Raw genomic sequence first — 13398 nt, forward strand, 5'->3', positions numbered from 1 at the left:
GGGGCGGGCCCATGAGGGGCCCGTCTGGAGAGAAACTAAAGGGAGTTAGTCTCATGGCGGACAAATCCTCGTCCAACGCCTATTGGAAGGCGAATATCCGGACCATCCAGATATCTCTGGTGATCTGGTTCATCGTGTCCTTCGGCTTCGGCATCCTGCTGCGCCCGATGCTGGCAGGCATCAAGATCGGCGGCACTGATCTCGGCTTCTGGTTCGCCCAGCAAGGCTCGATCCTCGTGTTCCTGGTGCTCATCTTCACCTATGCGTGGCGGATGAACAAACTGGACCGCGAGCACGGCGTCGAAGAGTAATCTCAGGGAGGAGAGAGGGATATGGATCAGTTTACCCTCAACCTGCTGGTGGTTGGCGCGACGTTCGTGCTCTACATCGGCATCGCGATCTGGGCCCGTGCGGGTTCCACGTCGGAATTCTACGCCGCCGGTCGCGGCGTTCACCCGGTCGTCAACGGCATGGCTACGGGCGCTGACTGGATGTCGGCCGCGTCGTTCATCTCGATGGCGGGCATCATCGCCTTTGGCGGCTACGACACCTCGGCCTACCTGATGGGCTGGACTGGCGGCTACGTGCTGCTGGCCATGCTGCTTGCGCCTTACCTGCGCAAGTTCGGCAAGTTCACCGTGCCGGAATTCATCGGCGACCGTTTCTACTCGCAAACCGCGCGCACCGTGGCCGTGGTCTGCCTTATCGTGGCGTCGATCACCTACGTTATCGGTCAGATGACCGGCGTGGGCGTCGCGTTCTCGCGCTTCCTCGAAGTCGACAACACCACCGGCCTCTTCATCGGCGCGGCGATCGTGTTCCTCTACGCGGTTCTGGGCGGCATGAAGGGCATCACCTACACGCAGGTGGCTCAGTACGTCGTGCTGATCATCGCCTACACGATCCCGGCGATCTTCATCTCGCTGCAGCTGACCGGCAACCCGATCCCGGGCCTGGGCCTGTTCTCGAACGACGTGAACACCGGCGAGCCGATCCTGTCGACGCTGAACGGTCTGGTCTCCGATCTGGGCTTCGCGTCCTATACCGGCCAGCATGACACGATGCTCAACATGTTCCTGTTCACCATGACGCTGATGGTCGGCACCGCCGGTCTGCCCCACGTCATCGTGCGCTTCTTCACCGTTCCGAAGGTCGCCGACGCGCGCTCCTCGGCGGGTTGGGCGCTGGTGTTCATCGCGCTGCTCTATCTCACCGCTCCGGCTGTGGGTGCGATGGCGCGTCTGAACCTGATCTCGACCTTCTACCCCAATGGCGTGAACGAGCCGGCGGTGGAGATGACCGCGATCGAGAACGATCAGAACCTGTCGTGGGTGCGCAACTGGGCCGCGACCGGTCTTCTGTCCTTCGACGACAAGAACGGCGACGGTCGCATCGAGTACAATGCGGGCGACACCAACGAACTGACCGTGAACCGCGACATCATCACCCTCGCCAACCCCGAGATCGCCAACCTGCCGGGTTGGGTGATCGCGCTGGTGGCGGCCGGTGGTCTGGCTGCGGCTCTGTCGACCGCTGCGGGCCTTCTGATGGCGATCTCGTCGGCGGTCTCGCATGACCTGATCAAGTCGCAGATCAACCCGGGCATCTCGGAAAAAGGCGAGCTTCTGGCCGCCCGTATCTCGATGGCCGTTGCGATCGCGATCGCGACCTATCTGGGTCTGAACCCGCCCGGCTTCGCGGCGCAGACGGTGGCTCTGGCCTTCGGTCTGGCGGCGTCGTCGATCTTCCCGGCACTGATGATGGGCATCTTCACGAAGCGCATCAACAACACCGGTGCCGTCGCGGGCATGCTGACCGGCCTGATCACCACGCTGGTCTACATCTTCCTGCACAAGGGCTGGTTCTTCATCCCCGACACCAACATGTTCTCGGATGCGAACCCGATGATCCTCTCGATCAAGTCGACGTCCTTCGGCGTGATCGGTGCGGTCCTGAACTTCATCGTCGCCTACTTCGTCTCGAACGCGACGAAAGAGACCCCGGAAGACATCCAGGAGCTCGTCGAGTCGATCCGCGTGCCGAAAGGCGCCGGTGCGGCAGTCGACCACTGAGACAGCGGCGCGGGACGGGGGAACCCTCGTCCCGCCCCTCGAAAATCCGGCAGGCGCCCCGGGGGGGCGCCGCCACTTCCCGAAGGAAAAGATCATGGCCGCCGATCTGACCCCGATCCTCGCATTTCTCGAAGGCGTCCACCCTTACGACAATCTGCCGCGCAACGAGCTGGAGCGTGTCGCCAGTTCCTTCCGTCGCAGGGAATTGCCCGCCGGGCAGACCGTCTATTCCTATCGCGAGCCGCTCAAGGGCATCTATCTGATCAAGCGCGGATCGGTCGAAGTGACCGACCAGAACGGAGCACTGGTCTCGATCCTCGGTGCGCGCAACACATTCGGTGAGCGCGGACTGATGCGCGACGGGCTCGCCGCGACCACCGCGCGCACGACCGCCGAGACCGTGCTGCTGGAACTGCCTGTCGACGAATTCCGGGAGCTGTCGCAGAACACCCCCGCCTTCGCGCGGTTCTTCAACCGGGTGCGCGGCGGCGAGAGCCGCACCAACTCCATCGCGACGATGAAGATCGCTGATCTGCTGGCGCAGGAGCCGATGGGCTGCGCGCCGGAGACCACCGTGACCGAGGCCGCGCGGCAGATGCGCGACGCACATATCTCCTCTTTGGGCGTAACCGATGCGAATGGCGCGCTGGTTGGGATCGTCACCGTGCGCGACCTGTCGAACAAGGTTCTGGCCGAGGGGCGCGCACCCGACACGCCGGTAGGCGAGGTGATGACGCCCGATCCGGTGACGCTGACGCCCGACGGGCTGGGGACGGACCTTCTGCATGTCATGCTGGAAAAGCGCGTCGGGCACCTGCCGATTACCGATCGCGGGCGCTTCGTGGGCATGATCACCCAGACCGATCTGACCCGCTTTCAGGCCGTAAGTTCGGCCGTGCTGATCCGCGATGTGGCGGGCGCCGAAACGGTGGCCGAAATGGCCGCCGTCACCGCGCGCATCCCGCAGCTTCTGGTGCAGCTCGTGGGCGGGCATCACGCCCATGAGGTCATCACGCGGCTGATCACCGATATCGCCGATGCAGTCACGCGCCGGCTGCTGAAGATGGCCGAAGAGACGCTGGGGCCGCCGCCTGTGCCCTATCTCTGGATGGCCTGCGGATCGCAGGGCCGACAGGAGCAGACCGGCGTCTCCGATCAGGACAACTGCCTGATCCTCGACGACGCCGTGACCGAAGCGGATATGGAGTATTTCCGCCAGTTCGCGAAGATCGTCTCGGATGGTCTGGACGCCTGCGGTTACGTCTATTGCCCGGGCGACATGATGGCGACGAACCCGCGCTGGTGTCAGCCGGTCCGCGTCTGGCGCGACTATTTCAACGGCTGGATCGCCAAGCCCAACCCCGAAGCGCAGATGCTCGCCTCGGTGATGTTCGACCTGCGCGCGATCGGCGGCAACGGGGCGACGCTGTTCCAGCAGCTGCAGGAAGAAACCTTGGCGAAGGCGGCGAAGAACTCGATCTTCGTGGCGCACATGATCGCCAACAGCCTCAAGCATCACCCGCCGCTGGGCCTGATCCGGGGTTTCGCCACGATCCGCTCGGGCGAGCATCGCAATCATATCGACATGAAGCATAACGGCGTGGTGCCAGTGACCGATCTGGCGCGCATCTACGCGCTGCAGGGCCGCCTGCCGGAGGTGAACACCCGCGCGCGCCTGATCGAGGCGGAACATGCAGGCGTGCTGAGCCATTCCGGCGCGCGCGATCTGGTCGAGGCCTATGATCTGATCGCGTCGATGCGACTGGAGAACCAGGCGCATCTCGCGCGCTCGGGGCGCAAGCCCGACAATTATCTTGCACCCTCGGACCTGTCCGATTTCGAACGCTCGCATCTGCGCGACGCTTTCGTTGTGGTGCGAACGATGCAATCGGCCGCCGGTCACGGCAAAGGCGCGATGAGCTGAGGAGAGCTAATGACGAACGATTTCATCTCGACCATTGCCGCGGGCCTGCTGGCCGCCCTCGTGGTCTTTCTGCTGTCGCATCTGAGCAAGCGGATCCGCGGCGAGAAGCTGCCGAAATGGGTGATGCCGGCAGCAATTGGCGCGGCGCTGATCGGCTATACGATCTGGAGCGAATATTCGTGGTTTCCCGAAATGCGCTCCGAGATGCCCGACACGGTCGTCGTGCTGCAGAAGATCGACGAAAGCGTGCCGTGGCGGCCCTGGACCTACCTTGTGCCGATGGTCACGCGTTTCATGGCGGTTGATGGCGGCAAGGTGGAACATCCTGTCGTGGGCAAGCCGGAACTCGTCGAGACCGATCTGCTGCTGATCGGACGCTGGCAGAATTTGCAGACCGTGCCGACGGTCTATGACTGCAAGACCGACAGCCGCGCCGATCTGGTGAACGGAGCCACGCTGTCGAAAGACGGAGAGCTGTCGGGCGGCGGTTGGCTGAAGCTCACGCCCGACGACCCGGGGCTGAAAGCGGTATGCGCAGGAGGATGAAACCATGCCGGGGGGGAGGAAACATCGCGTCCTGATCGTGGAGGACGAGGACAATATCGCGATCGCGCTCGACTACCTGATGAGTCGCGAGGGCTACGAGCATGACCGGATCGACACCGGGCGCGGCGCGCTGGAGAAGATCCGCGAGACCCGCCCCGATCTGGTCCTTCTCGACGTGATGCTGCCCGAAGTGTCGGGCTACGAGATCTGTGAAGGCGTGCGCGCCGACAAGGGCCTCGGCGATGTGAAAATCCTGATGATGACCGCGCGCGGCTCCGCGATGGAGCGCCGCAAGGGGCTCGCGCTCGGAGCTGACGGGTTCATCGCCAAACCCTTCGAACTGCGCGAATTGCGCGAGGAGGTCCACCGTATTCTCGACGGGGAGACGGCCTGATGGATCTCACCCGGCTCTCCCTGCGCACCCGGGTGTTCCTGTTCTTCGCCGCGCTCGCGCTCGGCAATCTCGCGGCGCTGGTGGCGGGGTTGTGGTTCGGCTTCACCCGGCTTGGCGGTCCCGATTTGCTGAACGCTATGGTGATCGGCGGCACGGTCGCGGGCTTCGCGATCCTTGGGCTGATCGCCTGGATCTGGTTTCTGTTCGACGAGAACGTGGCCAAACCGATCGAGCGGCTCTCGGGGATGCTGCGCGCCCGCACCACCGCCGAGATCGAGGGCGAGATGGATGTCGATATCGCGCGCCATCTGGGCGATCTGGCTCCCGCCGCGGCCTCCGTCACGCGTCATCTGTCGGAGACCCGCAACGCCCTGACCGAAGCCGTGCAGCGCGAGACGACGCGGCTCGCGCAGGAGAAGGAGCGGCTCGAGACGCTGCTGTCGGATGTGCCGGTGGGCGTGTTGCTCTGCACGGCCGATCATCAGCTGGCCTTCTATAACGGGCAGGCGGTGGAGCTCTTGGGCTCGGCCCATGCGCCGGGGCTCGATCGGCGCGTTTTCGATTACCTCAACCAGCCGCCCATCGCCCATGCCTATGAGCGTCTTCTGGCGACGGAAGACCCCGATGCGGCCTCGGATCTGCTGTGTTCGACCAAGGCGGAGGGGCGCGTGCTCGCCGCCCGGATGCGGCTGCTGTCGGAGGGTGAGGATCACTACGTCTCGACGCGCCCGGGCTACGTGCTGACGCTGCGCGACGTCTCGGGCGACATGGCCGCTCATGCGCAGCGCGAGCAGTTGATGGATGAGCTGTTCGACCGCATCCGCCGCCCGGCCGCCGCGCTGCAATCGCTGATCGGGGTCCTGACCGCCGACGACGGGCCCGCCCCGGGTCCGGAGCGGGACCGGGTTCGCGAGGCCGCCAATTCCGAGGCGCATCACCTCTCCGCCGCGATCCACGAATTTTTCGAGCGCCACGAGGCGAACCGCGCCGATTGGTGGCCGCTCGCGATGATCCGCGCCTCCGATCTGGGGCAGGCGGTGGCCGCGCGGGTAGCCGCCGAAGGGGGAGCGATTCTCCCGGTCACGGCCGCGCTGATGCTGCGCTGCGAGGGTTTCGAGATGGTCGCGCTTCTGGCGGGTCTGGTGCGTCGCCTGACCGACCGGCGCGACTTCCGGCTGGAGATTACAGAGGACGGCCCCGGCGCGCTGATCGCGCTGGAATGGGAAGGCGCTCCGCTTCCGATCGGAGAGCTGGAGCGCTGGCTTGCCGAACCGCTCGACACCGGGCTGGGAGATGTGACCGGGCACCGGGTGCTCACCACCCATGCCGCCGAAATCTGGCCCGAGAAGCTGGGCGACACGCGTGCGCGCCTGTGTATCCCGCTCCGCGAGGCGCGCCATGTCACCAAACGCCCGAAGCCGGTGCCGCGCGCGGTGGTCTACGATTTCGACCTGCTTGCGCGCGAGCGCGTCGCCGAGATCGCCGACACGCCACTGACCGATCTGACCTATGTCGTGTTCGACACCGAGACGACCGGCCTGCTGCCCACCGAGGGCGATGAGATCGTCCAGATCGCCGCTGTGCGCATCGTCAACGGGCGGCGGATCGATACCGAGGTCTTCGACACGCTCGTCGATCCCAAACGCCCGATTCCGCCCGGCTCGACCGAGGTGCATGGCATCTCGAATGCGATGGTCGAAGGCGCGCCCGACATTGCCAAGGTGGGGCGCGACTTCCATCGTTTCGCCGAGGGCGCGGTGCTGATCGCGCATAACGCGCCCTTCGACATGGAATTCCTGCATCGCAAGGAGGTGGCGATCGGCGAACGGTTCGACCATCCGATCCTCGACACGGTGCTGCTGTCGGCGGTGGTGTTCGGGCAATCCGAGAGCCACACGCTCGACGCGCTAACCCATCGCCTCGGCATCACCATCCCCGAGGAGGCGCGTCACACCGCGATCGGCGACACGGTCGCGACGGCGGATGCCTTCCTGAAGATGCTCCCGGCGCTGCAGGCGCGGGGCTTGCGGACCTTCGGCGAATTGGTGGCCGAGCTGCGCAAACACGGGCGACTGATCAAGGATCTGAACGGGTAGGGGGCCTAGCCCGACCGATAGTTGTCAGCGGAGTGCCTCTGCAGTGCTTAGCTGGCTAATCGTACCAGACCGCGTCCGTGGCTGCCGAGCCACTGAGCAGCCGGTGATAACGAGAAAGGGCGCGGAATACACCGCGCCCTTTTCCTGTTCGTTTTGCGTGATCTAAGCCTCGTCAGCCTTCGCTGGCGTTGTCCGGCTTCCCGAGCGCAGCGCGTGCAACGCCTTCTTTGCCATTGGTGGCGCCAGTCTTTTCGATCCGCTGCGCGATCTCGTCGCGCACGACGTCCGGGCAGTCAGGATGATTGGCGATCCGCTTGGCGTTTGCCTGCGTGGCGGTTTCGCTGAACAGGCGGAAGAACTCTTCCGCTTTGGGCGTGCCCGCAAGTCGGGCCAAGACGCTCTCGAGGCTTGCGAAAAGGGCTTTGTTCGCGCGGTCGTGCTCCCGGTGCTGGTCGAGAGCGATCTGCGCCGTGAGGTTCTCCGCGCGCGCTTTCATTTGGCGCTGGCGGTCGGTCATGCGGTTCCAGTCGATGACGGGATGCCGGTTTTTCTGTGCCATGTAGTCTAATCCTTTTCTGGCGGTCTTTGCAGCGTCTGCCGCGCGCCTGTCGCGAGGCTTCTTGGTTGCTGATGATGAGGTGGGTTCATCGCGCTGCGCGCGGAAATCGAATTCGCGAACTTTTTCACGTTTTCTCATCCGGGCCCCGATCGGTGTTGTCCGAATGGGCGCGCGTCAAACGACGCCGAAGCGCATTCAGTGGCAATGACAGCGATCTGCGCGCTTGTGCGAGACGATGCCGGGCTTTGTCTGGCAGCGTTTTCGCGATCTCGCGAAGCGCAGCGTCCGCCGCCTCGATCTGCGTGAACTCATCAGTGAGCTCCGCGCGCGCTTCTTTGCGTGCCTGTTGGCGGAGAACTTCCAAAGCGCGTCCAAAAAGCGCCCGCACCGGCGATGTCGTATCGACGAGAGCGTCCTGTCGCACGGTCTCGTCCATGTCGGAGACAATATCCACGCGGCCTTTAGCCACCGCAGCCGCGACATCGAGCACGGACTGAGCCTCTCGCTGCCGCTGCGTGACGGTACGCTCTTGATCTGCGAGCGCCGATTTTTCAGCAGCGAGGGTTTTCTCGGACTGCTTCACCGCCTTGTCGCGAGTGGCGAGTTCAATCTCCTGGCTCTCGCGCCATTTCCGTGGGCTGACGTGTTCGCGATGCTTCGGCAACGCGATCTCGGTTCCAGGATCGGTCACCCCTTTCGCGCGCGCATCGCGGACTTTCCTGTTGTGCTTGAGAGCCTCCCTCAGGGCTTGCTTGCGACGCTCGCCGCGCTGGAGCCCGATCCCTGCGAACCATTCACCAACGCTATCTTGAGCTTTTTCATAATTGCGGATCAGCGGATGGACCGCCGGCTGCAGCATTCGCCGACCATCCTTGGTTACGGCACGAGGAACGATCACGGCGTGGATATGATATGCTGTTTCGTCGAGATCAGCGCGTGCGTGAACGCAGTCGTCGCCGAAGTTGGTCAAGAGCCACTCCTTAGCCCGAGTCTCGAATTGCATTTCTCGCGTCGGTCCGCTCTCCCCAAAAAACTTGGTGAGGTCTTTGTCGAACCATTCTTTGTTTACCGTCATAATGATTTCGCGCAGCGGACCGTTTCGGGTTGCCCGCCAGGGATCGCGCGGCCCACGGAAAAGTGCATTCTTAAGTTCCGTCTTCCGACGCCGGCGGCGCAGCTGCTCCAGTTCGAGAAGATGGTTGGCGTGGCGCATGTCTTGAATCTCGTCCCAAGCATCTTCTGCCCAGGTTTTCGAACCAATGAGGCGCCGGTTTTGCGCCATGAGGCTGCTGTCACAATGGCCGTGATCGCCCCCACTGCGCATCCGGTGCTTCTCGTAGCCAGCAAGATTGCGAGGGTGCATCCCTTGCATGCGCATGACGATTGGGTAGTGGGTTTTCGTTGCTGATGACATGGTCGATCTCCGTGTTTGTGAGATCGAGGTGGGTTCATGTCATCTGGCGCAAAAATCGCTGTGAATTTTCCCCGGTATCCATCCGTGGAGGTGCCTGCGAGACGGGTGTCGGGGATGCCAAAGCGACCAGAGGAGGCTCGGCCATAAAGGGCGGAAAGGCGACTTTCGCCGTGCCTGCTGACCCTGCCCCCGATATGTCCTCGCATATAGGTCAGCTCTGTTCATGGTCTGGTCAGTTTAGGATCAGGCTGCAGTTTCTCCAAGGCACGCGTTGCGGCGGGCCGCGTTATGGTCGGTCTACCACTTCGATGTATTGGCGTGAAACTGCGCCTACGATCGAGGCCACGCTTGACAGGATAAGGGAGACGCAGGCCAAACAGCCAGACTAGGATATGGACCTGGGGCGCAGCCTCGATCTGGATGCGGAAGCCTTATCCTTAGGTAGTGAACGGTTCCCGATCGATTGCAGAAGGGTTCAACAGCCCTATGTTCTTCGAATGTGTGGTGCGCTCCAAGGCTTCCAACATTGCCGCCATCTTATCCTGTTCAGAAGTACTCTCATAAAAGAGAAAGTAAGATGCTTTCTTTGACGTGACGGTGCTTCGGATTCGGCTGACTTCCTGCCACGTAACGTCTTCTCGGGCCTTCGGGCTGTAGAAGATGGCATAGTCAGCTTCCGGAAGGTCCAGGCCGCGCTTTCCTGTATCACGGGTGATCAGTAGCAGAATGTTTTCTTCACGGCGAAACAAGTTGAGCCGACGATCATTGAGATCAGGCCGGTTTTTGCCGTGTACAATTGCAACGCGGTATCCGAGTGCGATCAGCTCGTCCTTCACTGCATTCAAGACCCTTATGTTGCGAAAGAACAGAACCCCCTTCTGGCCCTTATGATGGCGAACGATCTTGAGTAGGACGTCGCGTTTTCCGCGAAGGCTGGGCCACATCTCGACGCGACCGTCCCGGCTACGTCCGGGCTCTTCGATCCGAAGTGCTGAAACTGGAAGCCTTTTCGTGAGACTGTTGTCATACTTACTCGTCTCGTCCGAGTAGTATGCGAAGTCCCTGAACATGTCCTCGAAAAGGAAATCCGGGATGTGATTAATCATCTGGAGGCGTGACAGAAGGCCAGCCACGACCGACTTCGATCCCTTGCGGAGTCGGGGACCAAAGGGCGCAATGCTCATTTCGCCGGATAGAATCTTATCGAGCCTCGGGAGCACATAGTTTGGATCGATATGCGTCTGCAGCGCGCCGGAGATCCAGTTCACGAGAAGGCCGAATTCACTCCGGACGGCTGCATCAAATTTAATGACTTCCCGATCCGTTACGGGAACGGCATGGATTTCAGCATGCGGTATGAAATCCCGATAGTATCGTTCCTGTATCTCCACGTATTTCGGATCGAATTCTGTATCCAGAAAGCCCCGGAAGGCAGCCTGGATGCTGTTGTCCATCTGTTTTTCATAGTCATTACTTTTTTCGGACCTTATCGCGGGTTTCGGCTTCTCAGGTGTGGTCGCGCTGACCATGAGTATCCGGCAGCTCTCCGGCACGGCATCGAGAAGGCTTTGGAAAGCCTCGTGGAAGCTTACCCGCACGCCCGAGGCGAGATATCTCTGCGTCAGGAAGGCATCAAACTCATCGACGATCAGAAGCCCGATGTCCGCAACTCTATCCTCACGGATCACATCCTGGCGGATACGGCGCGTAAGAAACTCCGGCATTGAGAATATGACCTCGGCGTGGGCAAATGCCGCCCGCACATGCTGATCATTCTCTCTTGGATCGGTCCCGATGGCCCGTGTGGGCGATGTCGGGTTCAGCCATCGTGATCGCGTGGCTAGCTGGCTGATGAGAGCGCGACGGGGCGCGGTGACGACAACCCTCTCGCCCGGGTTCTCTCTCAGGTAGACCGCTGCTGCCATCCCGCAGATCAGGGTTTTTCCTGTGCCCGTCGGCAAGGTGAGGACCGAATGACGGCCGTCGAGCAGGGCCGACGCGCACTTTCGGGCGGCCGTGATCTGATAGGCCCGGGCATCATAGGGCTGAATGTGGTGTCCCGCCCGGAGAGCTCTCTTTAGGAAAGCGGGAACTGACAGCGCCGCTCTGTTCAAATCAGGCACTAGGAACTCTTCGCTGGTGCCGGGAATTCTTTTTCGATTTCCTTCCTGAGATACTCTCCAACGTTATAACCGCTGCAGAGCAAAAACAGCGAAAGCGCGATCAGGACGGCAAAGAAACCGTAGAACACATAATCGAATATACTTGGAAAAGTGATCGCCTCGGAACTCTGTACGTCGTAAAAAAACCAGAGAACCGCAGCGGCGAAGCCAAGAAGTATGACCGTCATAACGAAGGGCTGCCAATTATAGATCTCTGCGAAATCATACCGGCATTCCCGTTTGGCGGCCTTGGCCTCAGCGCTTGATCCCCGATTTGTCTGCCATTTGGCGCGAATAGCCTGGAGCTTGGCCAACCAATTACCGAGATGGACGGAGAAAAGGCTGATCAGTATACCGAACAAGCTCAAGAGTGAGCCGACGAGAGAGGTGAGCGTCGCTTGATCCATTGTCAGCCCTCAATCTTATCGATGATTAGTGCGAATAGCTGGGAGGGAATATCCACAGTCTTTCGGCCCGGAGACGTGCTCTTGTTGACCGGTGTAGGAAGCGTATCGTCCTCGGCCAGCAACTCGTCGATAATCACGCTCAGTTCGCGATAGGAAATCTTGTCGAGAGACACCGGAACATACTGGGTCGGGTCGCCATTATCGATGTGATCTTGCGCTTCCGCCTGCTTGTTTCGCAGGCCTCTTGCGAGGTTATCGCGTCCCTTTTCGCGCCAGGTTGTCTGCTGTGTCTCCAAAAGAACTCGCGAAATGTATGCAGCGCGTCCATAAGGAACCGAAAAACTGTTGAAAATCCGCTCCGCGCTCGGAGGGTCGTCTGGATAGAAAATTTGAAGCAGCTCCATGAGCCATTCGGTGTACTGCTCGGTCAGGGACAGGTAGACATTCCTTCCACTTATCCAGCCAGATACTTCTCTGACGGCAAGTTTGATTAGAAGTTGGCGCTTCGCTTCATCATCAAATATCTGCTCCTTTAGATCGGCATTGATGCCGTCAAAGAATTCATCATCAATTTCCATCTCGATCTTCATAAAGAACCTCCACCATCGAAACCTCCGCCAAGCATACTATGAATCAGCCGTCGGCACCCACGCATGCACTGCAGCGCAGGGTTGTCAAACTCGCACATCTTGGGCGCGGTATCGCGGCACCCACAACATCGGTCTCAGTATATCCATTCATCGAGGATCTAGGTAGAAAATTCCCGAGGAGCGACCGCGAACGCAACCGATCCTGATTCGGGGCCAGTTGGCGGACGCGTCCGGCAAAACTGCGACGACAAGTTCAACACGTCGCACCGCAACTTGGAGACTCTGAGTCGGAAGTCTGTATTGGGCCGCTCGCACTCGGCCCGGGCAGCAAGGCCAATGGCAGAAAGGTCCGCTCAGCGGACCTTGGCTGTCGGAAAATGCTGCGCGGCGCACGAATGACCGCTTCGGTGCAGCTGCGCCGTGGCGTGGTAACCAAGTCCCAAGGTCCGGAATGGGCCGTCAGTTGAGGTCTGGAAATCCTTGCCATCCACGAAGCAAGTTTTCGGCACGCAAGTGGTCTGGCTCAAGTGAGGCAGTCGTCAAATCTCGAATTAACCAGTGCGCCCTCGACATCCACCCGAACATTATCTGCAACTCCGTCCAGGTCAGGCTTTTGCTGATGTCACCCAGCTCCACAGTGAGGTAAGCCTCATTGCCTTCTGGATGGATCTTCGCGGTGATCCCAATGAGACCGTGACAGACGAGGTTCCTGACGGATAGAGCTTCCCTGAGATGAGCAGCAAGAACATCCGTCAGTCTTGAAGCCAGCTCACGCTGTCCGTCGAGAGGCTGGATTTGGCCAGACCAGAGGTCGAGCTTCCGAGCGATCCCGTGCGCGGGCTTTGATGAACCTGAACCTTTAATCTGCAATGCATCCAAGGACACTGCCAATTCTCTTTCGATCTGCGACCATAAGAAGATCAGCGAGCCGATAGCCCCTTTCATCTGTTCAAAACTTACCGTTGTATGGTCATTGATCATCTTGTGATCAATCTCACTCCCATTCACGATCCGCACAAGAGCCAAAAATACGACGAATGTTAAGTCTCGTTAAGTTGCACCACGGCGTGAGCAACCTGGCATTTGAGGGCAGAGAGCGGCCCTTCGCTACTGTCTCGACGAGCGACAGCAATACGCAGGTTGCGGACAGTGCGCTTAGGGAAACGCGCCTTGTGCGATTGATGTAGTCGGTCCACGGCAAGCGGGCGGAAAAGCGGATCTCGTGGCGGATTGC

The 13398-nt window shown here is 60.9% G+C and carries 12 protein-coding genes; 6 read left to right on the forward strand and 6 right to left on the reverse strand.

Translation table 11 applies throughout. The features are described from left to right. Positions 1-53: 53 nt before the first annotated feature. The 6 genes from B6V75_RS10030 (at position 54) to B6V75_RS10055 (ending at position 7032) form a co-directional block, all read left to right on the forward strand. Positions 54-311, forward strand: coding sequence for a DUF4212 domain-containing protein (locus B6V75_RS10030; protein ID WP_075774060.1), 258 nt, complete (start codon positions 54-56; stop codon positions 309-311). 21 nt (positions 312-332) lie between these two features. After that, on the forward strand, positions 333-2072 hold the full coding sequence (locus B6V75_RS10035) for a sodium:solute symporter family protein (RefSeq protein ID WP_075774061.1): 1740 nt from the start codon (positions 333-335) through the stop codon (positions 2070-2072). Between the two features lie 94 nt (positions 2073-2166). Next, on the forward strand, positions 2167-3996 hold the full coding sequence (locus B6V75_RS10040; protein WP_088719597.1) for a DUF294 nucleotidyltransferase-like domain-containing protein: 1830 nt from the start codon (positions 2167-2169) through the stop codon (positions 3994-3996). 9 nt (positions 3997-4005) lie between these two features. Then, the gene (locus B6V75_RS10045; protein WP_075774063.1) at positions 4006-4542 is read left to right on the forward strand and encodes a hypothetical protein; all 537 of its coding nucleotides are present in this window, start codon (positions 4006-4008) and stop codon (positions 4540-4542) included. 4 nt (positions 4543-4546) lie between these two features. After that, complete coding sequence (locus tag B6V75_RS10050) at positions 4547-4936, forward strand: response regulator (RefSeq protein ID WP_075774064.1); 390 nt, start codon at positions 4547-4549, stop codon at positions 4934-4936. Further along, positions 4936-7032: an exonuclease domain-containing protein gene (locus B6V75_RS10055; RefSeq protein WP_088719598.1), complete on the forward strand. Its 2097-nt coding sequence runs from the start codon at positions 4936-4938 to the stop codon at positions 7030-7032. The genes B6V75_RS10050 and B6V75_RS10055 overlap by 1 nt, the downstream gene beginning before the upstream one ends. 172 nt (positions 7033-7204) lie before the next feature. On the opposite strand, the gene B6V75_RS10060 is transcribed toward B6V75_RS10055, so the two are convergent. The 6 genes from B6V75_RS10060 to B6V75_RS10085 form a co-directional block, all read right to left on the reverse strand. Continuing rightward, positions 7205-7729, reverse strand: coding sequence for a hypothetical protein (locus B6V75_RS10060; RefSeq protein WP_146735128.1), 525 nt, complete (start codon positions 7727-7729; stop codon positions 7205-7207). Continuing rightward, complete coding sequence (locus tag B6V75_RS10065) at positions 7716-9005, reverse strand: plasmid recombination protein (RefSeq protein WP_146735129.1); 1290 nt, start codon at positions 9003-9005, stop codon at positions 7716-7718. The genes B6V75_RS10060 and B6V75_RS10065 overlap by 14 nt, the downstream gene beginning before the upstream one ends. A gap of 437 nt (positions 9006-9442) precedes the next feature. Next, positions 9443-11128, reverse strand: a complete 1686-nt coding sequence (locus tag B6V75_RS10070) for a DEAD/DEAH box helicase (protein ID WP_088719601.1) — start codon at positions 11126-11128, stop codon at positions 9443-9445. Continuing rightward, entirely contained in the window at positions 11128-11574 is a 447-nt protein-coding gene (locus tag B6V75_RS10075) for a hypothetical protein (RefSeq protein WP_088719602.1), read from the reverse strand. The genes B6V75_RS10070 and B6V75_RS10075 overlap by 1 nt, the downstream gene beginning before the upstream one ends. A gap of 2 nt (positions 11575-11576) precedes the next feature. Continuing rightward, on the reverse strand, positions 11577-12164 hold the full coding sequence (locus B6V75_RS10080; RefSeq protein WP_088719603.1) for a hypothetical protein: 588 nt from the start codon (positions 12162-12164) through the stop codon (positions 11577-11579). A gap of 459 nt (positions 12165-12623) precedes the next feature. Further along, entirely contained in the window at positions 12624-13145 is a 522-nt protein-coding gene (locus B6V75_RS10085; protein WP_146735130.1) for a hypothetical protein, read from the reverse strand. Positions 13146-13398: the final 253 nt, after the last annotated feature.

Source organism: Thioclava sp. F1Mire-8, from assembly GCF_002213165.1.
Lineage (GTDB): Bacteria > Pseudomonadota > Alphaproteobacteria > Rhodobacterales > Rhodobacteraceae > Thioclava > Thioclava nitratireducens.

Bases quoted from the DNA above. Each gene is read 5' to 3' on its own strand.
- B6V75_RS10075 (WP_088719602.1), bottom strand. From the start codon at position 11,574: ATGGATCAAGCGACGCTCACCTCTCTCGTCGGCTCACTCTTGAGCTTG.
- B6V75_RS10040 (WP_088719597.1), top strand. From the start codon at position 2,167: ATGGCCGCCGATCTGACCCCGATCCTCGCATTTCTCGAAGGCGTCCAC.
- B6V75_RS10050 (WP_075774064.1), top strand. From the start codon at position 4,547: ATGCCGGGGGGGAGGAAACATCGCGTCCTGATCGTGGAGGACGAGGAC.
- B6V75_RS10035 (WP_075774061.1), top strand. From the start codon at position 333: ATGGATCAGTTTACCCTCAACCTGCTGGTGGTTGGCGCGACGTTCGTG.
- B6V75_RS10065 (WP_146735129.1), bottom strand. From the start codon at position 9,005: ATGTCATCAGCAACGAAAACCCACTACCCAATCGTCATGCGCATGCAA.
- B6V75_RS10085 (WP_146735130.1), bottom strand. From the start codon at position 13,145: ATGATCAATGACCATACAACGGTAAGTTTTGAACAGATGAAAGGGGCT.
- B6V75_RS10030 (WP_075774060.1), top strand. From the start codon at position 54: ATGGCGGACAAATCCTCGTCCAACGCCTATTGGAAGGCGAATATCCGG.
- B6V75_RS10060 (WP_146735128.1), bottom strand. From the start codon at position 7,729: ATGAGAAAACGTGAAAAAGTTCGCGAATTCGATTTCCGCGCGCAGCGC.
- B6V75_RS10055 (WP_088719598.1), top strand. From the start codon at position 4,936: ATGGATCTCACCCGGCTCTCCCTGCGCACCCGGGTGTTCCTGTTCTTC.
- B6V75_RS10080 (WP_088719603.1), bottom strand. From the start codon at position 12,164: ATGAAGATCGAGATGGAAATTGATGATGAATTCTTTGACGGCATCAAT.
- B6V75_RS10045 (WP_075774063.1), top strand. From the start codon at position 4,006: ATGACGAACGATTTCATCTCGACCATTGCCGCGGGCCTGCTGGCCGCC.